Here is a 20,980-nt window from a genome sequence, read left to right on the forward strand (position 1 = left end):
GCAATGCGGCATGGCTATGGCCGGCCACGCGGCGGGCGGAAACGATGTCGCCAGCGCCGCCGGATCAGAGGCGCACGCCCTCGGTGACGAAGCGCTGCTCGGCGGTGCGCTGCACCTGGGTGTCCAGGACCAGGGCGGCGATGGCGGCGATGGCGATCGCGGCCAGGATGCCGGTGAGGATCGCCTTCACGGCGGCGTTCTCCCTGCGTTTGGTTCCAGCAAGCGTATGGGTGGCGGGCGGCCGTCCTGCAAGCCCTGGGCGAGGAGGCGCTCGGCCTCCGCCAGATCCTCCGGCGCGTTGGCGTTGAAGAAGGGGTCGCAGGGGCCGGCCGGCCAGTCGGCATGGGCGATGCCGTGCCGCGCCGTCCAGCGGTCTATCTTGCGCTCGCCCCCCAGCAGCGCCGCGCGCAGCGCCTCGCGCAGCGCCACGGGCCAGAGGCCGACCGGCGGGTGCGCCTGGCCGCCGGACCGGGCGCAGGCGAGTGGCGCCCCCTCGCGCGCCCGCGCCTCGTGCAGGCGTGCGGCGAGGTCGCGGGGCAGGAAGGGGCAATCGCCGGGCAGGGACAGCACCCAGGGCAGGTCCGGGCGGTGCGCCGCCGCCCAGTCGAGCGCCGCCAGCACGCCGGCGAGGGGCCCCGGGTGGTCCGGCAGCCCGTCCGGCACCACGGGCAGGCCATAGGCGGCGAAGCGGGCGGGATCGCCATTGGCGTTCAGCACCACCGCGGCCACCTGCGGCGCGGCGCGGGCGAGCACGTGATCGAGCAGCGGGCGGCCGGCGAGCAGGCGCAGCGGCTTGTCGCCCCCGCCCATGCGGCGGGCCAGGCCGCCGGCAAGGACCACCGCCAGCGTGTCGGCGCGCCTCACGCACCCTCCTCCGCCACGCCCGTGGCCTCGCGCGAGTTCTTGCGCCAGTGCTTCGCGCTCTCCTCCGGGACATAGGCGAGGTCGGCGTCGAAGACGATGCGCGCCTCGCCGGCCAGTGCGATGAAGCGCTTGCCCTTGCAGCGGCCGATCAGCGTGAGGTTCGCCTGCCGCGCCAGCTCCACCCCCCAGGCGGTGAAGCCGGAGCGCGAGACCAGGATGGGAATGCCCATGCGGACAGTCTTGATCACCATCTCCGAGGTCAGGCGGCCGGTGGTGTAGAAGATCTTGTCCTCCGGCTGCTCGCCGTGGCGGAACATCCAGCCCGCGATCTTGTCCACCGCGTTGTGCCGGCCGACATCCTCCATGTAGACGAGCGGCCGGTCCCGCACGCAGAGGGCGCAGCCATGGATCGCGCCGGCCTCCAGGTAGAGGCTGGGCAGGGTGTTGATCCGGTGCAGCAGCCGGTAGAGCCACGATGTCCGTATCTCGGCCGACACGGGAAGCTGGGCCGCCGCGAAATCCTCCATCAGGTCGCCGAAGGCGGTGCCCTGGGCGCAGCCGCTGGTGAGGGTCTTCTTCTTCAGCTTCTCCTCGTAGTCGGTGCGGCGCTCGGTGCGCACCACCACCACTGCGAGGTCCTCGTCGTACTCGACGCCCGTCACCTTGTCGTCCCGGCGCAGCATCCCCTGGTTCAGCAGGTAGCCGAGCGCGAGATCCTCCGGCCGGTCGAGGATCGTCATCATGGTGACGATCTCCTGCCCGTTCAGGAACAGCGTCAGCGGCCGCTCCACGGTGACGCTGGTCTCCACCCGCGCACCGGTGTGGTCGAGGCCGGCGACGCGGCGGGTGAGGCGCGGATCGGCGGGGTCGGGCTGGACCAGGAGCGTCTCTTCCATGGCGGAAAGGTTGGGCGCGCGGCGGACCGGCGCAACCGTCGCAGGCGGCGGGCGTTGCGCCTGCGCGGTTGCAGAAGGGGTTTCCATGCCGACCTACCACTTCCCCATCGAGGCGGGCGAGCCGCCGCAGGAGGGCGGCCCGACCGCCGAGGCCATCGCCGCGCGTCTCGAACGGTTCGGCCTGCCTGCCTCGGCGCTGCGCATCGCCTGCGAGGAGGGGCGGGTGGTGCTGGAAGGGGAGGTGCCCGACGAGGCGACGCAGGAGCGCATCGTCCTCGCTGCCGGCAATGTGCGGGGGGTTGAGCGCGTGGAGGACCGGATGGTGCCGGCGAAGCGCTCCGGCCTGCTGGAGGCCTTCGGCGGCCTGGCCCACCTGCCGACGGGCGCGGCCAACCTGAACGCCGGCGAGGCGGAGGTGCACCGCGCCCGCCCCGAGCCCGGCACCGCCTTCGGTCCGGCCGGCAGCCTCTTCCACACCGTGCAGCCGGGGGAGACGCTGGACGACATCGCCCGGCGGCATTTCGGCTCCACCACCGAGGCCCTGCTGATCCGCGAGGCCAACGCCCCGATGCTCGCGGGAGCGAGGGAGGTGCAGCCCGGCCTGGTGCTGCGGCTTCCCTCCGGCCGCGCCCGCCGCGGCCCCACGGCCGGCTGAACCGCGCCGGCCGGTTCCCTTCCGGGCGCCCAGGGTCTAGCCTTCCCGCAACGAGGAGCGGGAGGAACGGCGTGGAGCTGAGCGCGCGGGAACGGCGCATGCTGGACGGGGCCGAGGGCGAGGCGGTGCGCCGCGCCTTGGCCTATCAGGTCGAGGTCGGGCGCTTCTTCGGCGCGCGGCGCCTGGTGCCGGTCACCAACGCCCACATGATGGGCGACATCGAGGTGCTGGGCGATGCCGGCCTCGGCTTCCTGCGCGAGATGCAGGCGCTCGGCGCCCGCGCGCGCATCCCGATCACCACCAACGCCCGCTGCGTGGATTTCGCCTGGGCGGACCGCCTCGGCCAGGATCCGGGCGAATGCGCCAAGGAACGGCAGGTGATCGCCACGCTGCAGGCGATGGACATCCTCACCACCGATACCTGCATCAACTACCAGACGCTCTACCAGCCGCATCTCGGCGAGCGCGTCGCCTGGGGCGACACCGGCACCTGCATCTACGCCAACAGCGTCTTCGGGGCGCGCACCAATTTCGAGAGCGGCCCCGCCGCGCTCGCCGCCGCCATCACCGGCCGCACGCCGGAATACGGCTTCCACCTGGAGGCGCACCGGCGTGGCTCCTTCCTCGTGGACCTCTCCGGCGCCACGCTCGGCGACCTCGCCGACTGGGGCGCGGTGGGCAGGATCGTGGGCGAGAGCCACCAGAGCTACTACGCGGTGCCGGTCTTCATCGGGCTGCGCCGGCCACCGCTTGCCGACGAGCTCAAGCATCTCGGCTGCGCGCTCGCCTCCTACGGCTCCATGGGGATGTTCCACATGGTGGGGGTGACGCCCGAGGCGCCCTCGGTGGAAGCGGCCTTCGGCGGCGCGGTGCCCGAGGGCGCCGAGCGCATGGCGGTGGACGACGCGGCGATCGAGGCGGTGTATCGCGGCTACGACCTCGGCGAGGGCGATGCGCGGCTGGTGGTGTTCTCCGGCCCGCAGCTCTCGCTGTTCGAGATCAAGCACCTGTCGGCGCTGTTCGCCGGGCGGCGCGTGGCGCGCGGCACCAGCGTCTTCGTCACCTCGAGCAACGGCGTGCTCAGCGCGGCGCGGAAGCTCGGCTACCTGGCGCCGCTGGAGGAGGCGGGCGTGGCGGTGCTGGAGGGGGTGTGCTTCTACATCCTGCAGAACCTCTCGCCGATGCGGGAGCGGGAAGGATGGCGCAACATGGTCAGCAACAGCGCCAAGATCGTGAACATCATCGGCGCCCACCGCTTCCGCACCATCCTGCGCCGCACCGCCGACTGCGTGGAGATCGCCTGCACGGGGGCGCTGCGATGAGCGCGCCCCTGCACGTGATCCGCCTCGACCGCGCCTTCGGCCCGGTGGTGGAGGGGGAGGCGCTGGTCTCCGAGGAGGGGTTCTCCCCCCGCTACGACCTCGACCGCTGGAGCGGCCTGATCACCAAGCCGGGGCACCGGCTGGAAGGGATGAGCATCAAGGACCGCATCTGCTTCTTCCCCACGGCGAAGGGCGGCATCGCCGCGGGCTGGGCCTTCAACGACATCAGGGCCAAGGGCATCGCCCCGCGCGCCTTCTGCTTCGGCGTCACCAACCCGGTGATGGTGCAGGGCGCGATCCTCGCCGGCATCCCGATCACCGAGGGCTGGTCGGAGGATCCGCGCGCGGTGCTGCGCACCGGCGACTGGGTGCGGGTGGACCCGGCGCGGCGGGAGGTGGAACTGCTGCGGAGGGCGCCGTGACCGCCCGTCGCGCGCTGCTCCTGGCGGCGGGTGGCCTGGCGATGGCGCCCGCGCTCCGCGCCGAGGGCTGGGGGCCCGAGCGCCCGCTGCGTCTGGTGGTGCCCTTTCCGCCCGGTGGCCCCACCGACCTCGTGGCCCGCCCGCTGGCGCAGCGCCTCGGCGAGGCGCTCGGCCAGCCGGTGGTGGTGGACAATCGCGGTGGCGCGGGGGGCAATGTGGGCGCGGACGCGGTGGCGAAGGCGCCGCCCGACGGTCATACGCTGCTGCTCTCCAATGTCGGCGTGCTGGCGGTGAACCAAGCACTCTACCGCACCCTGCCCTTCGACCCGGAGCGCGACTTTCGTCCCCTCGCGGTGGTGGCCGGGGCGCCGGTGGCGCTGGTGGTGAACGCCGCCGTCCCGGTGCGCGGGGTGGCCGAGTTCGTGGCCTGGACCCGGGCGCAGCCGGCGCCGGAACGCCCGGCCATCTGGCGGGCGAGATGTTCCGTATCCGCACCGGAGCCGCGCTGACCCATGTGCCCTATCGCGGCAGCGCCCCCGCGGTGCAGGACCTGGCAGCGGGCCACATCCCGGCAATGTTCGACCCCGTCCAGTCTCCGCTCGGCCAGATCCAGGCAGGCAGGGTGCGGGCACTCGCGGTTTCCGCTCCGGCGCGCAGCCCCGCCCTGCCCGAGGTGCCCACCATGGCCGAGGCCGGCGTCTCCGGGCACGAGATGGTGGCGTGGTGGGCCGTCGTGGCGCCGCGGGCGATACCCGAGGCGGCGGCGGCGCGCCTCGCCGCCGAGATAGCGCGGATCGCGCAGCGGCCGGACTGGCGGGAGGGGCTGGCGCGGCTCGGCATCAGCCCGATGCTGCTGCAGGGAGAGGAGCTGGCCGCCTTCCTGGACCAGGAGCGGCGGCGATGGGGCGAGGCGGTCCGGGTCTCCGGCGCCAGCGCGGACTGACCTGCCGGGATCCCATCGCGGCCGGCCGTGATGGGGGCGGCGTGGCGAACGCGGCCGCCGGCATGAGGGCGCCGCCCGGCGATTCCTTCCGCACACGGGCAGATGACCGCGCCTCACGCCTTCGGGCCTCCAAGCGATCTCCCCGGGACGGTAGAGGAAGGCATCGGCGGGCTCGGCCTGCGCCAGGGACGGAGATGGCATGATCATCGTGGACAGGCTGCTGCGGCAGCGGGAGGCCGAGGGCAGGCCGGTGCGGGTCGGCATGGTGGGCGCAGGCTTCATGGCGCGCGGCATCGCCAACCAGATCGTCAACTCGGTGCCGGGGATGCGGCTGGTCGCCATCGCCAACCGCACCCCGCCGCGCGCCATCCGCGCCTATGCCGAGGCGGGGCGGGAGGAGGTGCGGGAGGTCGGCAGCGTCGCCGCCCTCGAGGACTGCATCCGCGCCGGCGTACCGGCCGTCACCGGCGACCCGGCGCTGCTCTGCGCCGCCGAGGGGATCGACTGCCTGGTGGAGGTGACCGGGGCGGTGGAGTTCGGCGCGCAGGTCATCATGGCCGCGATCCGCCACGGCAAGCATGTGGTCACCATGAACGCGGAGGTGGACGGCACGGTGGGCCCGGTGCTGAAGCGCCACGCCGACCGCGCCGGCGTGATCCTCTCCGGCAGCGACGGCGACCAGCCGGGCGTGCAGATGAACCTGTACCGCTTCGTGCGCTCCATCGGCCTGACGCCGCTGGTCTGCGGCAACATCAAGGGCCTGCAGGACCCCTACCGCACGCCGACGACGCAGGCCGGCTTCGCGGCGAAATGGGGCCAGGACCCGCACATGGTCACCAGCTTCGCCGACGGCACCAAGATCAGCTTCGAGCAGGCGATCGTCGCCAACGCCACCGGGATGGGCATCGCGAAGCGCGGCATGCTCGGCCTCGACCACGCCGGCCATGTGGACGAGCTGACGAGGGTGTACGACATCGGGATGCTGCGCGCGCATGGCGGCATCGTGGACTACGTCGTGGGCGCCAGGCCGGGGCCGGGGGTCTATGTGCTGGCCGCGCATGACGACCCGAAGCAGCGCCACTACCTGAACCTGTACAAGCTGGGGGAGGGGCCACTCTACAGCTTCTACACCCCCTACCACCTCTGCCATTTCGAGGTGCCGCTCTCCGTCGCGCGCGTGGTGCTGTGCGGCGACCCCGTGATCCAGCCGCTGGACGGGCCGCGCGTCGAGGTGGTGGCGACGGCCAAGACCGACCTCGCCGCGGGCACGGTGCTGGATGGGCTGGGGGGCTACCACACCTACGGCCAGTGCGAGACCTATCCCGCCGCCCGCGCCGCGCGCCTGCTGCCCATGGGCGTGGCCGAAGGCTGCCGGTTGCGCCGCGCCGTGGCGAAGGATGCGGTGCTGACCTATGACGATGTCGAGCTGCCGCCGGGCCGGCTGGTGGACCGGCTGCGCGCCGAGCAGGACGCGCTGTTCCCGCTGCCGGGCCGCAGCCGCGCCAATGTGGCGCCGGCGCCGGCGCTGTAGCGCGAGGCACCCTGGCGCCGACTGCGCGGGCATGGCCCCGGAGCGGATCCCGTCCAGGGGACCCGCCTGAACGGATGAGGATGCTCGTACGATCAACGAGGGGAGCGTTTGTCGCGAGCTGGGCCGGACGGCAAGCGTCCTACCCCTCGCGCCCGAGCGCGCTCTCGTGCCAGCGGCGCAGCAGCAGGTGCTGCACCAGGCCGAGCGCGGCGAAGATGGCGATGCCGCAGGCGCTGATCAGCGCCAGCGCGGCGAACATGCGCGGGATGCGGAGCTGGTAGCCGGCCTCCAGGATGCGGAAGGCGAGGCCCGATCCCGTGCCGCCGGCGCCGGCGACGAACTCCGCCACCACCGCGCCGATCAGCGAGAGCCCCCCGGCCACGCGCAGCCCGGCCAGGAAGAAGGGCAGCGCGGCGGGCAGGCGCAGCAGCCACAGCGCCTGCCAGCGCGTGGCGCCGTAGAGGCGGAACAGCTCCTCCAGGTTGCGGTCGGCGCTGTTGAGGCCGAGCACGGTGTTGGACAGGATCGGGAAGAAGGCGACGATCCAGGCGCAGAGCAGCAGCGCCAGGGTGACGTCGTCCACCCAGATCAGGATCAGCGGCGCGATGGCGACGATCGGCGTCACCTGCAGCACCACCGCATAGGGGAAGAGGGCGCGCTCCACCCAGCGCGACTGCGCGAACAGCACGGCGAGCAGCCCGCCCACCGTCACCGCCGCCAGCAGCGCGAGCAGCGCGATGCGCAGCGTCGCCAGCAGCGAGGCGGAGAGCAGCGGCCAGTCCTCGGCCAGCGCGCGGGCGACCGCCACCGGGCCGGGAAGGACGTAGGGCGGCACCGCGAAATGCCGCACCAGCGCCTCCCACCCCGCGAGCACGGCAAGGCCGGTCAGCGCCGGCAGCAGCCAGAGGAGCAGGCGCGGCGCCGCGCTCATGCCGCCATGGCCCGTTCCAGCGCCGCGCTCGCCTCGCGGCACAGCGCGGCATAGGCGGCGGAGGTGCGGAAGCCGGGCGGGCGCGGCATCGGCGCCGCGACCGGCAGCACGGCGGCGACCCGGCCCGGCCGCGCCGCCATCACCACGATGCGGGTGGCGAGGTAGACGCTCTCGAACACCGAATGGGTGACGAACACCACCGTCATGCCGCTGCCTTGCCAGAGCGCCAGCAGCTCGTCGTTCAGCCGGTGGCGGGTGATCTCGTCGAGCGCGGCGAAGGGCTCGTCCATCAGCAGCAGGGCAGGGCGGGTGACCAGGGCGCGGGCGAGGGAAACGCGCATGCGCATCCCTCCCGAGAGCTCGCGCGGATAGGCGCGCTCGAACCCCGCGAGGCCGACCGCGGCGAGCGCCGCCCGCCCCCGCGCCTCCTGCTCCGCCCGCGGCAGGCCGGCGAGGCGCAGCGGCAGGCGCGCATTGGCGAGCGCATCCGCCCAGGGCATCAGCGTCGGGTCCTGGAACACGAAGCCGATGCCGCGGCGGCCGGGATGGCCGCGCGGCCAGTCGATCCGCCCCTCGCTCGGGGCCAGCAGCCCGGCCAGCAACCGCAGCAGGGTGGACTTGCCGCAGCCCGAGGGGCCGAGGATGGAGAGGAACTCCCCCGCCTCGATCGCGAGGTCCAGGCCGGCGAGCGCCAGGGTGCCGTTGCCGAAGCGCCGGGCGACGCCGCCGAGCGAGACGAGCGGCGCCGCCGCCGTCACGCCCGGCCGATGCCCCTGTTGACCAGCGAGAGGTCGAAGGCGCGGCGCCAGTCAAGATCCCTCGGCAGCACGCCGACCGCGGCGACCGAATCGTGGAAGCGCCCCCAGCGTTCCTCGGTCATGGCGCCGATGCCGAGCGTCGCCGCGTCGCCGGAGCGGACGATGCCCTGCTCGTTCATCATGCGCGTGCCGAAGGCGATCAGCTCCTCCGTCATCTCCGGGTTCTGCTCCCGGATCAGGCGGTTGGCGCCCGCCGTGTCGAAGCCGCCCGCGGGCCCCTTCAGGTACTGGTCCCAGCCCCGCAGCGTGGCGTCCACGAAGCGCTGGATCACCTCGCGCCGCTCGGCCAGCGTGCGGGCGCCGACGTTGATGGTGGTGCCGTAATTCTCGAAGCCGGCGTCGTGCACCAGCAGCAGCACCGGCTCGATCCCCTGCTGGCGGATGGAGAAGGGCTCGCTGCCGAGATAGCCCTGCTGCACGATCCGGCGGTCGGCCAGGAAGGGCTGCAGGTTGAAGGTGTAGGGCCGCACCTGGTCGTCGGAGAGGCCGAACTTCTCGCGCACGAAGGGCCACCAGGTCACCCGCGGCTCGGCGCTGATCAGGATGGTGCGGCCCCTGAGCGCCTCGAAGCCCGTCAGCCCGGTGCCGGGGTGGCCGATCAGCACCACCGGGTCCTTCTGGAAGATCGCGGCAATGCAGAGGAAGGGCATGGCCTCGCGCACGAAGTTGAGCGCCGTCAGGCCGTTGCCCATGGACATGTCCACCCGCCCGCCAACCAGGAGCTGCGCCGGGTTGATCTGCGGCCCGCCGGAGCGGAGCTCCACCTCCAGCCCCGCCTCGCGGTAGAGGCCGGCGGCCTGCGCCTGGTAGAAGCCGCCATGCTCGGCCTGGGCGCGCCAGTTCGTCACGAAGCTCACGCGGTCGAGCCTGGGCTGCGCCCGCGCCGGGCCGGGGGCCGCCACGAGCAGCGGCGCGCCGGCGCCGAGCAGCCCGAGCGCCGCGCGGCGCGAGACGATGAAGCGCTGGACGGTCATGCAATCCCCCCTCTCCGCCGGCGGCGCCACCGCCCGGCCGGCGCGACAGGGTGGCACGCCTGCGGGGGGGCGCAAGCGCCAATGGCCCCCAGTGTCTCAGTTCGCCCGATTGCACCGCAGTCTTCTGCGGCGGCCGAGGGCGAACTGAGACAGGACCCGATGGCAGGACATCTTGCGGCCGCGGCCGGTCCCGCGCACCCTGCACCCCTCTCTGCCCGCCCCGCACCCCATCCGAGGGCGGCGGCGGGCGCTTGCCGGAAAGGGGAAGAGACGCCGTGAACGGAGCCGAAAGCCTGGTCCATACCCTGCTGGGAAGCGGCGTTGACGTCTGCTTCACCAACCCCGGCACCAGCGAGATGCATTTCGTCGCCGCGCTGGACCGCATCCCGGGCATGCGCTGCATCCTCGGCCTGCAGGAGAACATCGTCACCGGCGCCGCCGACGGCTACTGGCGCATGGCGGAGAAGCCCGCCTGCACCCTGCTGCATTGCGGCCCGGGCCTCGCCAACGGCCTCGCCAACCTGCACAACGCCCGCCGCGCGCGGAGCGGCATCGTCAACATCGTCGGCGACCAGGCGGTGTATCACCGCCCCTACGACGCGCCGCTGACCGCCGACACCGAGGGCTGGGCGCGCGGCGCCTCCGCCTTCGTCCGCACCTCGACCCGCGCCGAGGATGTGGGCGCCGACGCCGCCGTGGCGGTGCAGGCCGCGCGCACCTCTCCCGGCCAGGTGGCGACGCTGATCCTGCCCTCCGACGCCTCCTGGAACGAGGGCGGCGTGGTGGCGCAGCCGCTGCCCGTGCCGGCGGTGCCGCAGGCCGACCCGCATGCCATCCGCCAGGCGGCGCGGGTGCTGCGCGAGAAGCGCAACGTGCTGATCCTGCTCGGCGGCCTCGGGCTGCGCGAAGGGGCGCAGCGCCAGGCGCACCGCATCGCCGCCGCCACCGGCGCGAGGCTGATGGCCGAGGGCTCCAACGGCCGCATCCAGCGCGGCCGCGGTCGCCTGGCGCTCGACCGCGTGCCCTATGTGGTGGAGCAGGCGGCCCAGGCGCTGGGCTGGGTGGAGCACCTGATCCTGGTCAACGCCAAGGCGCCGGTCGGCTTCTTCGGCTATCCCGGCAAGCCGAGCCGGCTCTACCCGCCCGCCGCCGAGGTGCATGTGCTGACCCGCTTCGAGCAGGACGCGGAGCAGGCCCTCGCCGCCCTGGCCGAGGAGCTCGGCGCGCCGCGCGCGGACATCCCCGACCCCGGTGCGCGGCCGGAGCCGGCGCGCGGCGCCCTCTCGCCCGAGGGGCTGGCGCAGACCCTGGCCGCGCTGATGCCGGAGGGCGCGGTGGTGGTGGATGAGAGCGTCACCTACGGCCGCGGCTTCTTCCCGCTCACCAACGCCGCGCCGCCGCATGACTGGCTGCAGAATTGCGGCGGCGCCATCGGCTACGGCCCCTGCGTCGCGACCGGCGCCGCCGTGGCGGTCGGCGGGCGGCGGGTGGTCGGCCTGCAGGCCGACGGCTCGGCCATGTACACGGTGCAGGCGCTCTGGACCCAGGCGCGGGAGAGGCTGCCGGTGACGACGCTGCTGCTCTCCAACCGCAAGTACCAGATCCTGCTCGGCGAGTACCGCAACGTCGGCGCCAATCCCGGCCGCACGGCGCTCGACATGATGGATCTCGGCAATCCCGACATCGGCTGGGTGCAGCTTGCGAACGGCATGGGCGTGGAAGCGGCGCAGGCCGACACGCTGGACCGCTGCGCCGACCTGATGGCGCAGTCCTTCGCACGGCCGGGGCCGTTCCTGATCGAGCTGCTGATCTGACCACCCGCGAGGGGAGGGAACGCCATGGAAATGGAGATCGCCGGCAGGCGGGTGCTGGTCACCGGCGGGTCGAAGGGCATCGGCCTCGCCTGCGGCATGGCCTTCGCGCGGGAGGGGTGCGACCTCGTCCTCGCCTCCCGCAACGCGGCGGCGCTGGAGCAGGCGGCGGAGGCGATCCGCGCGCGGCACAACGTCGCCGTCGCGGTTCATGCCGCCGACCTTTCCGATCCGGGGGCGCGGGAGGGGCTGAAGGCGGCGCATCCGGAGATCGACATCCTGGTGAACAACGCCGGCGCCATCCCGGGCGGCACGGTCCACGACATCGACCTGGCGCGCTGGCAGCAGGCCTGGGCGTTGAAGGTGTTCGGCTACATCCATCTGACGCAGCTCTACCTGCCGGCGATGGAGGCGCGCGGCGCGGGGGTGATCGTCAACATCATCGGCATGGCCGGTCGCACCCCGCGCGCCGACTACATCTGCGGCGCGGCGGGCAACGCGGCGCTGATCGCCTTCACCGCCGCGCTCGGCGGGCGCAGCCCCGACAAGGGGGTGCGGGTGGTCGGCATCGCGCCGGGCGCCACCATGACCGACCGCATCATCGAGCTGTCGAAGAGCCGCGCCAGGACCCGCTTCGGCGACGAGGGGCGCTGGCAGGAGATGCTCGCCAACCTGCCGCTCGGCCGCGCCGCGAAGCCGGAGGAGATCGCCGATCTCGCCGTGTTCTGCGCCAGCCCGCGCGGCGGCTACCTTTCCGGCACCACGCTGGAGGTGGATGCCGGGGCGCAGTTCCGGGGCTGAGCCGTGGAATTCCGGCTTACCGACCAGCAGCGCGCGCTGATCGCCCCGGTGCGCGAACTGGCCCAGACCCGCTTCCGCGAGCGCGCGTTGCGCTGGATGGACGGCACCTTCCCCTGGGACAACATCCGCGACCTCGCGGGCCTCGGCGTGCTCGGGATGAGCGTGCCGGAGGAGTATGGCGGCCTCGGCCTGCCGGTGTTCGAGACGGCGCTGATCCTCGAGGAGATCGCCAAGGTCTGCTACCCTACGGCGATGGCGGTGCTGGGCGAGGCCGGCGTGCAGACCCGCGTCATCGCGCGGTACGCGCCCGAATCCATCCGCGGCCGCATCCTGCCCGCGGTGGTGCGCGGCGAGTGCATCCTCGCCATCTGCATGACGGAGCCGCATGCCGGCACGGATGTGGCGAATTACCGCACCAACGCCGTGATCCGCGGCGACCGCCTGGTGCTGAACGGCACCAAGACCCTGATCTCCCGCGCCGAGGAGGCGGGGATGTTCGTGGTCTTCACGCGGATCGACGGCAGGCCGGGGCGGGAGGGCATCGGCTGCGTCCTGGTCGAGCGCGGCACGCCCGGCCTCGCGGTCACGGGGCGCTTCCACACCATGGGCGGGGAGAACCTGCACGAGGTGCAGTTCAACGACGTGGAGCTGCCGATCGAGACCCTGGTGATCCGGGAGGACGGCTTCCGCCGCCTGCTCTCCGCCTTCAACACCCAGCGCTGCCTGAACCCCGCGATCAGCCTCGGCCTCGCCGAGGGCGCCTTCGACGAGGCGGTGCGCTACACGCGCGAGCGCCCGATCTTCGGCCGGCCGATCGCGGACTTCCAGGGCGTACGCTGGAAGCTCGCCGACATGTACAAGGACATCGAGGCGGCGCGCGGCCTGCTCTGGCGCGCCTGCTGGACCGCCGACCCCTTCCCGGACCCGTTCCTCGCCGCCACCGCCAAGGTGTTCTGCAACGAGATGGCGATCCGCGTCACCTCGGAGGCGGTGCAGCTCCATGGCGGCTTCGGCTTCACCGACGAGTACCCCGTCTCGCGCCTCTACCGCGGCGCGCGCTACGGCTCGCTCGGCGGCGGCGCCTCGGAGACGCTGCGCGACCTGATCGGGCGCAGGCTCGCCGGCGAGGATCCCGGCCCCGACGGCATCATGGGCCTCGGCTACTTCTGAGGAGCGGTCTCCAGCGCCTCCACGAGCATCCGCAGCAGGGTGGCGGCGAACTCCCGCATGTTGGCCTCGCGGTCGGGGCTGGCGGTCTCCAGCGTCAGCGCCCGCTCCACCGGCCCTGCGACGGCGAGGCAGGCATGGCCCGCGGCGTGGCCGTAGCGGTTGCCGGTGGGGCCGGCGGCGCCGGTCTCGCCAAGGCCCCAGGTGGTGCCGAGGCGTTCCCGCACCCCGCGCGCGAGCAGCGCCGCATAGGGCTCGGAGGAGGGCGGCACGCCGTCCAGCGCGGCGGCCGGGATGCCGAGCAGCCGCTCCCGCGCCGCGCGCGTGTACACCACGACGCCGCCCTGGAAATAGGCCGAGGCGCCCGGCACGGCGAGCAGCGCCGCCGAGACCAGCCCGCCGGCCGAGGATTCGGCGACGGCAACCGTCTCGCCCCGCGCCTTCAGCAGCGCGGCGGCACGACCGGCGATCGGCAGCAGCGTCCGCATCAGGCAAGCCCTCCCGCCGGCTCGTTGACCAGCGGCAGCGCGCGCAGCGCCGCGACGGTATCCGCAAGGCTGCGCACCTCGGCCCAGCCGACCGCCATCATCTCCAGCGCCGGATCGTGCAGGTGGGGCAGGGTGGTGCCGGTGGCCTCGCGCACCACGATCGGCTGGAAATCCCGGAAGCTCGCATCCTTGGAGGTGGCGGCGACGCACTGGTTGGTCAGCACGCCGCAGAACAGCACCGTCTCCGCCCGCAGCGCGCGCAGCACCAGTTCCAGGTTGGTGGCGAAGAAGGCGGAGAGTCGCTGCTTCTCGACGAACCAGTCGTCCGGCCGGGCGCCGCATTCCTCCAGCACCTCGTAGCCCCAGCTTCCCGGGCGCAGCCCGCCCTCGGCGAAGAAGGGGCGGTGGCGGGCGAGGATGCCGGCGTCGCGCAGGTCCCGGAAGCCGTGGCGGGTCCAGATCACCGGCACGCCGTGGGCCCGCGCCTCGGCCACCAGCGCCGCGGTCGGGGTGATCGCGGCCCGCATGTGGGCGATATCGATGCCCTGCCGGGCGTACCACCCGCTCTCGTGCAGGAAGTCGTTCTGCATGTCGATAACGACGAGCGCGACGCGGCCCGGCGCCAGCTCGAAGCGGGTCAGGGCGAAGGGGTCGGCTCCCGCGTAGGATCTCTGCACCTCGGCCTCCTTGCGGACGGCCGCCATCACACCGCCGCATGGCCGGCGCGGCAAGGGGGTTGATTCGCCGCCTCGGCCCGGCAGACTGCCCGGGGACCAGCCCTGGAATCGCATGTCCCACACCCTGCACCAGCGCCCTGCCGGGGGCATCGGCGGCGATGCCTCGCATGGCGGTCGCCCGCGCACGGCCGCGGCGTGACCTCCCCCGTTCCAGCCGCGCCGCCCGGGCGGTTCGACACCCGCATCCTGATCGGCGTGCTGCTGATGTGCACCGCGAGCACGCTGTTCCCGGTGATGAACGGGCTGGTGCAGGTGCTGAGCCGGACCTACCCCTCGGAGCAGATCATCTGGGCGCGCACCGCCGGCCACCTGCTGATCGTGCTGATCCTGCTGCTGCCGCGCAACGGGCTGCGCATCCTGCACACCGTCAGGCCGGGGGCGCAGTTCGCGCGCTCCATGCTGCTGCTGGCCTCGACCACGCTGTTCTTCTTCGGCGTCAAGCACATCCCGCTGGCACAGGCGGCCTGCATCAGCCTGATGGCGCCGTTCTTCGTCACGCTGCTGGCCTGGCCGATGCTGGGGGAGCGCATCCAGCCCTCCCGCCTGGTCGCCGTGCTGATCGGCTTCGTCGGCGTGGTGGTGGTGATCCGGCCGGGCAGCGACGTCTTCCACCCCGCGACGCTGCTCATCATGGGCAGCGCCATGGCCTATTCGCTCTACCAGATCTACACCCGCGGCGTCGCCGGCACGGACCGGCCGGAGACGTCGGTGGTCTACAGCGGGCTGATCGGCGCGCTGGTGATGACGGCGGTGGTGCCGTTCTTCTGGAAGGCGCCGGAGAGCGTGGTGGACACGCTGCTGTTCTGCTCGCTCGGCCTGCTCGGCGCGGCAGGGCACTACTGCGTCGCGCGGGCGATGACCTATGCGCAGGCCAACGTGCTCTCCCCCTTCCAGTACTGGCAGATCATCGGCTCGGTGCTGGTGGGCTACGTCGTCTCCGGCCTGTTCCCGGACGCGCACACCTGGACCGGGGCCGGCATCATCGTCGCCGCCGGCGTGTACATCGCCCTGACCGCGGCGGGGGGAAGAGGGCGGGGGCGCTGACGCCGTGCCGTGGCCGGCTCACCCCGTCAGGTGGCGCCGGCGCAGGAGGCGCGGCAGCAGCCCGTCCACCGGCCCGGCCAGGACCGAGCCGGCCCAGGCGAGGCCGGCCGAGAGCACCACCGCCGGCCCGGTCGGCATGTCCGCGTGGTAGGACAGCAGCAGCCCGGCCACCGAGGCGGTGGCGGCGATCGCCACCGCGGCATAGACCATGCCCCCCACCTGCCGCGCCCAGTGCCGCGCCGCGATGGCCGGCAGCATCATCAGCCCCACCGCCATCAGCGTGCCGAGGGCCTGGAAGGCGGCGAGCAGGTTCAGCACCAGAAGCGCCATGAAGCCGAGATGCCACAGCGCGCCATGGGCGCCGACGCTGCGGCCGTAGCCGGGGTCGAAGCATTCCAGCACCAGCGGGCGCCAGGCGAAGGCCAGCACCGCCAGGGTGAGGGTGGCGGTGCCCGCCATCAGCAGCAGCGCCGCGTCGTCCACCCCGAGCGCCGAGCCGAACAGGATCCGGTTCAGCTCCACCGCCCCGCCGCCCCAGGAGACCAGCGCCACCCCGAGCGCCAGCGCCACCAAGTAGAGCGCGGCGAAGGAGGCGTCCTCCCGCCCGCCCGTGGCGCGCGACAGCGCCCCCGCGCCCACCGCCACCACCAGCCCCGCCACCAGCCCGCCGGCGGCGAGCGCCGGTACGGAGAGGCCGGCGATCAGGAAGGCGAGGGCGACGCCGGGCAGGATGCCGTGCGCCAGCACGTCCGCGGTCAGGCTCATGCGCCGCAGCACCAGGAACACGCCGAGCGGCGGCGCCGCCACCGACAGCGCCAGGCAGCCGATCAGGGCGCGGCGGAGGAAGCCGAATTCCAGGAAGGGGTCGAGCAGGATCAGGCGGCGTCCCGCACGGCGCCGCGCGCGCAGGGCACCGCCTCCTCGGCCCAGGCCTCCGCCATCATGCGCGCGCGCAGGCGGTTGGCCGCGGTCAGCACCTCCGCGGTCGGCCCCCAGCCCAGGCAGTCCCGCGCCAGCAGCAGCGTCTCGGGGAATTCGCGCCGCACCAGGTCGAGGTCGTGCAGCACGGCGATCACCGTCCGCCGCTCGCCGTGCCAGCGGCGCACCACCGCGAGCAGGTCGGCGGCGGTGCGGGCATCCACGGCGTTGAAGGGCTCGTCGAGCAGGATCACCGGCGCGTCCTGCAGCAGCAGCCGGGCGAACAGCACGCGCTGGAACTGCCCCGCGGAGAGGCTGCCGATCGGCCGCCGCCCGAAGCCCGAGAGCCCCACCGCCTCCAGCGCCGCCACGGCGCGCGCCCGGCCGTCGCGCGGCAGGGCGCGGAACGGGCCGGCCTCGACCCACAGGCCGAACAGCACCACGTCGAGGCAGGAAACGGGAAAGCCGCGGTCCAGCGCCGCCTGCTGCGGCAGCAGGGCAATGCGCGCGCCCCCCGTCTCCACCCGTCCTTCCGCCGGGGGGTGCAGCCCGGCAATGGCGCGCAGCAGCGTGGTCTTGCCGGCGCCGTTCGGCCCCACCACGGCGGTCAGGCTGCCCGGGGCGAAGCGGCCGGAGACGTGGTGCACCGCCGGCCGCCGCTCATGGGAGACGGTCAGGTCGGCGAGGCGGATCTCCGGCGCCGTCACGGCTGCATCGCCCAGAACACGCCGAGCCAGAGCAGGACAGCGAGGGCGGCCGCCAGGGCGAGCCGCGCGCCGGCGCCGGCGGACAGGGCGAGGGGGTCGGACCAGGGAAGGCGCATGATGTTATGACATAACATCTGGCTGCCGATCGGCAAGCACAGCGTGCCGGTTCCCGCGGTGCCCCGGCTCTGGTGGGCGGAGCAGAGTCGCGCTTCCGGCCGCCCGCGATCCGTCCCGGCCTTGGTTGGCGGAGCAGATTCATGCTCCCGGCCGGTTCCGGCCGTCCGCGATCTGCTCTACTGCCCCCCGCTGGAACCTCTGCCCGCATGTTGCGCCTGACCGAGCTTCGCCTGCCGCTGGACCATCCGCCCGAGGCGCTGCGCGCCGCCGTGCTGCGCCGCCTCGGCCTGCGCGACGAGGACCTGCTCGGCCTCACCGTCTTCCGCCGCGGCCACGACGCGCGCAACCCTCGCGCGATCATGCTGGTCTACACGCTCGACCTCGCGCTGCGGAACGAGGCGGCGGTGCTGCGGCGCCACGCCGGCGACCGCCACCTCTCCCCCGCCCCCGACACGCGCTACCGCCACGTTGCCCGCGCCCCGGAGGGGCTGGCGCGCCGCCCGGTGGTGATCGGCTGCGGCCCCTGCGGGCTGATGGCGGCGCTGATCCTGGCCGAGATGGGCTTCCGCCCGCTCCTGCTCGAGCGCGGGAAGATCGTGCGCGAGCGCACCAAGGACACCTGGGGCCTGTGGCGGCGCGGCGTGCTCGAGCCGGAGAGCAACGTGCAGTTCGGGGAGGGCGGCGCGGGGCTGTTCTCCGACGGCAAGCTCTATTCCGGCATCAAGGATCCGCGGCATTACGGCCGCAAGGTGCTGACGGAGTTCGTGCGCTGCGGCGCGCCGGAGGAGATCCTCTTCGTCTCCAGGCCGCATGTCGGCACCTTCCGCCTGGTGACGGTGGTGGAGGGGCTGCGCGAGACGATCGAGCGGCTGGGCGGGGAATACCGCTTCGGCGCCAGGGTCACCGACCTGCTGGTGGAGGAGGACGCCTCCGGCACCCGCCATGTGCGCGGCGTGGCGCTCGCCGATGGCGAGGTCATCGCCGCCGACCGGGTGATCCTCGCCGTCGGCCATTCGGCGCGCGACACCTTCGCCATGCTGCGCGACCGCGGCGTGTTCCTGGAGCCCAAGCCCTTCTCCATCGGCGTGCGCATCGAGCACCCGCAGGGCATGATCGACCGCGCGCGCTTCGGCCCGAACGCCGGCCACCCCCTGCTCGGCGCGGCGGACTACAAGCTGGTGCACCACGATGCGGACGGGCGCGGCGTCTACAGCTTCTGCATGTGCCCGGGCGGGACGGTGGTGGCGGCGACGAGCGAGCCCGGACGCGTCGTCACCAACGGCATGAGCCAGTATTCGCGCGCCGAGCGCAACGCCAATGCCGGCCTCGTCGTCGGCATCTCGCCCGCGGACTATCCGGGCGACGTGCTGGCCGGCATCGCCTTCCAGCGCCGCTGGGAGAGCGCGGCCTTCGCGGCGGGCGGAGGCGGCTACCGCGCCCCGGCGCAGCGCGTCGGCGACTTCCTGGCCGGGCGGGCGAGCACGGATCTCGGCGAGGTGGTGCCGAGCTACCGCCCCGGCGTGACGCCGGCCGACCTCGCAGCCTGCCTGCCCGACTACGCGGTGGCGGCGATGCGCCGGGCGATCCTCGCCTTCGACCGGCAGATCCCGGGCTTCGCGCGCGCGGATGCGGTGATGACCGGCGTCGAGACGCGCACCAGCAGCCCGGTGCGGATCCGCCGCGGCCCCGACTTCCAGAGCGTCAACACGCGCGGCCTGTATCCGGCCGGGGAGGGGGCGGGCTATGCCGGCGGCATCCTCTCCGCCGCAGTGGACGGCATCCGGGTGGCGGAGGCGCTGGCGCTGCACCTGACGGGGCAGGAGGTGCCGCGGGAGATGATGAGCCGAGGCGCCGGGGTGGCGCTGGCCTACGGATAGGGAAGGCCCGGATGCGCGCGGCATCCGGGCCCCGGCCTCGGGGTGGGCTGGCGGTCAGTCGCTGAGGAAGCTCCTGAGCGCCCGGCCGCGGCTGCCGTTCTGCAGCTTGCGCAGCGCCTTCGCCTCGATCTGGCGGATGCGCTCGCGCGTCACGCCGAAGGTGCGGCCGACCTCCTCCAGCGTGTGGTCGCTCGGCATGCCGATGCCGAAGCGCATGCGCAGGATGCGCTCCTCGCGCGGGGAGAGGCCGGCGAGCATCCGCGCCGCCTGCTCGCGCAGGGAGGACCGCGCCACGGCGTCGAAGGGCATCACCGCGTCCCGGTCCTCGATCAGGTCGCCGAGCTCGGCATCGCCGTCCTCGCCGATCGGCGTCTCCAGGCTGACCGGCTCGCGCGCCAGGCGCTGCACGGCGCGCACCTTCTCGATCGGCATGCCGAGGCGCGAGGCCAGCTCCTCCGGCGTCGGCTCGCGGCCGCTCTCCTGCTGCAGGCGCCGCCCGACGCGGGCGATCTTGCCCGCCGTCTCGGCCATGTGCACCGGCACGCGGATGGTGCGCGCCTGGTCGGCGATGGCGCGGGTGATCGCCTGGCGCACCCACCAGGTGGCGTAGGTCGCGAATTTGAAGCCGCGGCGCCAGTCGAACTTGTCCACCGCGCGCATCAGGCCGATGTTGCCCTCCTGGATCAGGTCGCCGAACATCAGCCCGCGATTGCGGTAGCGCTTGGCTATATGCACGACCAGGCGCAGGTTGGCGCGCGTCAGCTCCTCCTTGGCGCGGCGCATGTCGCGCTCGCCGCGCACCACCTCGGCATGCACGCGCTTGAGGCGGGCGGGCGGCAGGCCGGTGTCGGCGGTCAGGCGCTCGGCCTCGGCCAGGATCTCGTCCATCCCCTCGTCCAGCGCCCTGAGCGCCGCGGCCTGGCGGGCGACGGAGCCCTGGCCGCGCGGCCGCACCGCGGCGGCGGCCTGCCGCACGCGCTGCGCGCCCTCCGCGCTGGCGTCCCAGAGCTGCAGGAACTGCTCGCGCGCCACGCCCGCGGCCTGCGCCAGGCGCAGCGCGCGGCCCTCGATCGGGGCGAGGCGGCGGTTGGCCTCGCGCAGCCGGCCGACCAGCTCCTCGATCCGCGCCTCGCGCAGGCGCAGGGTGCGGATCAGCTCCGCCGCGCCGCGCCGCTCCGCGGCGCGCTCGGCGGTGGCCTCCAGCGGCAGGGCGCGCAGACGCTCCCCGGTCGCCAGCAGGGCGTCGAGCCCGGCCAGCGTCTCCGGCTTCAGCCGCTCCTCGAGCGTCGCGTGCGGTGCCTCGGCCGCCTCGGCCCCCTCCTCGACCGGCTCGGCCGGCGCGGCGTCGGCGGCGGCGGCGGCGGCCTCGATCTCGATCACCTCGCGCAGCGGCAGGCGGCTGGCCGCGATCGCCTCGCGCCAAGCGGCGATCGCGACGAAGGTGGCCGGGCTCTCGCACAGGCCCGCCAGCATCGCCTCGCGCCCCGCCTCGATGCGCTGCGCGACCGCGATCTCCCCCTCGCGCGTCAGCGGCTCGGCGGCGCCCATGTCGCGCAGGAACATGCGCACCGGGTCGTCGGTGCGCACGCTCTCCACCTCGTCCGGGTCGGCGGTGCCCGCCGCCACCTGCACCGGGGCCGGCGCGCCGGGCTGGGCCTCGCCCTCCTCGGCGGCATCCTCGACCACCGCGATCCCCGCCTCCTCGAGGACGGCCTCGGCCTCCTCGATCTCCTCCGTCGGGGTCAGGCCCGGCGGCAGCAGGGAGTCGAACTCCGAACGGGTCACGTGGCCGCGCGCGTTCCCGCGCGCGAGGAGCTCCGACAGAGCCCTGGAGCGCGCGTCGAACGGCATGCCGTCCTCCGCCTCACCGCGAACCGCCTCCCTGTACCCGACCATTCCGTCCATGTGCGCCCTGCTCACTCTTTATCAATGCGGACCTGCCGGGCCGCGGCGGCGC

20 protein-coding genes and 1 pseudogene are annotated in these 20,980 nt (G+C 73.8%); 10 read left to right on the forward strand and 11 right to left on the reverse strand.

Features of this window, described 5'->3' with window-relative positions; all coding sequences use genetic code 11:
- Positions 1-64: 64 nt before the first annotated feature.
- Genes ET526_RS22310 through fdhD form a run of 3 tightly spaced genes read right to left on the reverse strand, consistent with a single transcriptional unit; the run spans position 65 to position 1,760 of the window.
- Positions 65-190, reverse strand: a complete 126-nt coding sequence (locus ET526_RS22310; protein WP_275668627.1) for a hypothetical protein — start codon at positions 188-190, stop codon at positions 65-67.
- The gene (gene mobA / locus ET526_RS02950) at positions 187-864 is read right to left on the reverse strand and encodes a molybdenum cofactor guanylyltransferase MobA (protein WP_275668628.1); all 678 of its coding nucleotides are present in this window, start codon (positions 862-864) and stop codon (positions 187-189) included. The genes ET526_RS22310 and mobA overlap by 4 nt, the downstream gene beginning before the upstream one ends.
- A complete protein-coding gene (gene fdhD, locus ET526_RS02955; RefSeq protein ID WP_135466169.1) occupies positions 861-1,760 on the reverse strand; it encodes a formate dehydrogenase accessory sulfurtransferase FdhD in 900 nt (299 codons plus the stop codon). The genes mobA and fdhD overlap by 4 nt, the downstream gene beginning before the upstream one ends.
- Positions 1,761-1,845: 85 nt before the next feature.
- Between fdhD and ET526_RS02960 the strand changes: the two genes are divergently transcribed.
- The 5 genes and pseudogenes from ET526_RS02960 (at position 1,846) to ET526_RS02980 (ending at position 6,633) form a co-directional block, all read left to right on the forward strand.
- Positions 1,846-2,415 (forward strand): BON domain-containing protein, encoded by a 570-nt coding sequence (locus ET526_RS02960; protein ID WP_158295470.1) that lies wholly within the window; start codon positions 1,846-1,848, stop codon positions 2,413-2,415.
- Positions 2,416-2,486: 71 nt separating this feature from the next.
- The gene (locus ET526_RS02965; protein ID WP_135466171.1) at positions 2,487-3,737 is read left to right on the forward strand and encodes an aconitase X; all 1,251 of its coding nucleotides are present in this window, start codon (positions 2,487-2,489) and stop codon (positions 3,735-3,737) included.
- A complete protein-coding gene (locus tag ET526_RS02970) occupies positions 3,734-4,159 on the forward strand; it encodes an aconitase X swivel domain-containing protein (RefSeq protein WP_135466172.1) in 426 nt (141 codons plus the stop codon). The genes ET526_RS02965 and ET526_RS02970 overlap by 4 nt, the downstream gene beginning before the upstream one ends.
- Positions 4,160-4,200: 41 nt before the next feature.
- Positions 4,201-5,102, forward strand: a pseudogene (locus ET526_RS21865) (Bug family tripartite tricarboxylate transporter substrate binding protein).
- Between the two features lie 199 nt (positions 5,103-5,301).
- Positions 5,302-6,633, forward strand: a complete 1,332-nt coding sequence (locus ET526_RS02980) for an NAD(P)H-dependent oxidoreductase (protein ID WP_135466173.1) — start codon at positions 5,302-5,304, stop codon at positions 6,631-6,633.
- A 139-nt stretch (positions 6,634-6,772) separates the two neighbouring features.
- On the opposite strand, the gene ET526_RS02985 is transcribed toward ET526_RS02980, so the two are convergent.
- Genes ET526_RS02985 through ET526_RS02995 form a run of 3 tightly spaced genes read right to left on the reverse strand, consistent with a single transcriptional unit; the run spans position 6,773 to position 9,356 of the window.
- On the reverse strand, positions 6,773-7,564 hold the full coding sequence (locus ET526_RS02985; protein WP_135466174.1) for an ABC transporter permease: 792 nt from the start codon (positions 7,562-7,564) through the stop codon (positions 6,773-6,775).
- Positions 7,561-8,322 carry an ABC transporter ATP-binding protein gene (locus ET526_RS02990; RefSeq protein ID WP_204623459.1) on the reverse strand — a complete coding sequence of 254 codons (762 nt, stop codon included), beginning with the start codon at positions 8,320-8,322 and terminating at the stop codon, positions 7,561-7,563. Before ET526_RS02990 ends, ET526_RS02985 begins: the two co-directional genes overlap by 4 nt.
- A complete protein-coding gene (locus ET526_RS02995; protein WP_135466176.1) occupies positions 8,319-9,356 on the reverse strand; it encodes an ABC transporter substrate-binding protein in 1,038 nt (345 codons plus the stop codon). Before ET526_RS02995 ends, ET526_RS02990 begins: the two co-directional genes overlap by 4 nt.
- Positions 9,357-9,631: 275 nt before the next feature.
- On the opposite strand from ET526_RS02995, the gene ET526_RS03000 reads away from it, so the two are divergent.
- The 3 genes from ET526_RS03000 to ET526_RS03010 are packed head-to-tail and all read left to right on the forward strand — an operon-like array spanning position 9,632 to position 13,138.
- Positions 9,632-11,170, forward strand: a complete 1,539-nt coding sequence (locus tag ET526_RS03000; RefSeq protein WP_135466177.1) for an acetolactate synthase large subunit — start codon at positions 9,632-9,634, stop codon at positions 11,168-11,170.
- Positions 11,171-11,194: 24 nt separating this feature from the next.
- On the forward strand, positions 11,195-11,968 hold the full coding sequence (locus ET526_RS03005) for an SDR family oxidoreductase (RefSeq protein WP_135466178.1): 774 nt from the start codon (positions 11,195-11,197) through the stop codon (positions 11,966-11,968).
- A 3-nt stretch (positions 11,969-11,971) separates the two neighbouring features.
- The gene (locus tag ET526_RS03010; RefSeq protein ID WP_135466179.1) at positions 11,972-13,138 is read left to right on the forward strand and encodes an acyl-CoA dehydrogenase family protein; all 1,167 of its coding nucleotides are present in this window, start codon (positions 11,972-11,974) and stop codon (positions 13,136-13,138) included.
- Here ET526_RS03010 and ET526_RS03015 read toward each other — a convergent pair.
- Together ET526_RS03015 and ET526_RS03020 are read right to left on the reverse strand one after the other, a co-directional pair.
- Entirely contained in the window at positions 13,129-13,623 is a 495-nt protein-coding gene (locus ET526_RS03015; protein WP_135466180.1) for a CinA family protein, read from the reverse strand. The two genes, ET526_RS03010 and ET526_RS03015, sit on opposite strands and share 10 nt — an antisense overlap.
- On the reverse strand, positions 13,623-14,327 hold the full coding sequence (locus ET526_RS03020; RefSeq protein WP_158295471.1) for a cysteine hydrolase family protein: 705 nt from the start codon (positions 14,325-14,327) through the stop codon (positions 13,623-13,625). The genes ET526_RS03015 and ET526_RS03020 overlap by 1 nt, the downstream gene beginning before the upstream one ends.
- A gap of 168 nt (positions 14,328-14,495) precedes the next feature.
- On the opposite strand from ET526_RS03020, the gene ET526_RS03025 reads away from it, so the two are divergent.
- Entirely contained in the window at positions 14,496-15,404 is a 909-nt protein-coding gene (locus tag ET526_RS03025) for a DMT family transporter (protein WP_135466182.1), read from the forward strand.
- Between the two features lie 18 nt (positions 15,405-15,422).
- Here ET526_RS03025 and ET526_RS03030 read toward each other — a convergent pair whose 3' ends face one another.
- Both ET526_RS03030 and ET526_RS03035 read right to left on the reverse strand, forming a co-directional pair.
- Positions 15,423-16,334, reverse strand: coding sequence for a metal ABC transporter permease (locus ET526_RS03030; protein ID WP_456305106.1), 912 nt, complete (start codon positions 16,332-16,334; stop codon positions 15,423-15,425).
- Positions 16,280-17,029, reverse strand: a complete 750-nt coding sequence (locus ET526_RS03035) for a metal ABC transporter ATP-binding protein (protein WP_135466183.1) — start codon at positions 17,027-17,029, stop codon at positions 16,280-16,282. The genes ET526_RS03030 and ET526_RS03035 overlap by 55 nt, the downstream gene beginning before the upstream one ends.
- Before the next feature lie 323 nt (positions 17,030-17,352).
- Between ET526_RS03035 and ET526_RS03040 the strand changes: the two genes are divergently transcribed.
- A complete protein-coding gene (locus ET526_RS03040) occupies positions 17,353-19,023 on the forward strand; it encodes an NAD(P)/FAD-dependent oxidoreductase (protein ID WP_135466184.1) in 1,671 nt (556 codons plus the stop codon).
- A gap of 54 nt (positions 19,024-19,077) precedes the next feature.
- Here the strand turns inward: ET526_RS03040 and rpoD are convergent, their stop codons facing one another.
- Positions 19,078-20,928, reverse strand: coding sequence for an RNA polymerase sigma factor RpoD (rpoD, locus tag ET526_RS03045; protein WP_135466185.1), 1,851 nt, complete (start codon positions 20,926-20,928; stop codon positions 19,078-19,080).
- Between the last annotated feature and the right edge of the window lie 52 nt (positions 20,929-20,980).

The sequence above is a fragment of the Crenalkalicoccus roseus genome (assembly GCF_004761865.1).
Classification (GTDB): domain Bacteria; phylum Pseudomonadota; class Alphaproteobacteria; order Acetobacterales; family Acetobacteraceae; genus Crenalkalicoccus; species Crenalkalicoccus roseus.

Coding starts and splice junctions, on each gene's coding strand:
- fdhD (WP_135466169.1), bottom strand. CDS start 1,760: ATGGAAGAGACGCTCCTGGTCCAGCCCGACCCCGCCGATCCGCGCCTC.
- ET526_RS02960 (WP_158295470.1), top strand. CDS start 1,846: ATGCCGACCTACCACTTCCCCATCGAGGCGGGCGAGCCGCCGCAGGAG.
- ET526_RS02970 (WP_135466172.1), top strand. CDS start 3,734: ATGAGCGCGCCCCTGCACGTGATCCGCCTCGACCGCGCCTTCGGCCCG.
- ET526_RS02980 (WP_135466173.1), top strand. CDS start 5,302: ATGATCATCGTGGACAGGCTGCTGCGGCAGCGGGAGGCCGAGGGCAGG.
- ET526_RS02985 (WP_135466174.1), bottom strand. CDS start 7,564: ATGAGCGCGGCGCCGCGCCTGCTCCTCTGGCTGCTGCCGGCGCTGACC.
- ET526_RS02995 (WP_135466176.1), bottom strand. CDS start 9,356: ATGACCGTCCAGCGCTTCATCGTCTCGCGCCGCGCGGCGCTCGGGCTG.
- ET526_RS03005 (WP_135466178.1), top strand. CDS start 11,195: ATGGAAATGGAGATCGCCGGCAGGCGGGTGCTGGTCACCGGCGGGTCG.
- ET526_RS03015 (WP_135466180.1), bottom strand. CDS start 13,623: ATGCGGACGCTGCTGCCGATCGCCGGTCGTGCCGCCGCGCTGCTGAAG.
- ET526_RS03020 (WP_158295471.1), bottom strand. CDS start 14,327: ATGGCGGCCGTCCGCAAGGAGGCCGAGGTGCAGAGATCCTACGCGGGA.
- ET526_RS03040 (WP_135466184.1), top strand. CDS start 17,353: ATGTTGCGCCTGACCGAGCTTCGCCTGCCGCTGGACCATCCGCCCGAG.
- rpoD (WP_135466185.1), bottom strand. CDS start 20,928: ATGGACGGAATGGTCGGGTACAGGGAGGCGGTTCGCGGTGAGGCGGAG.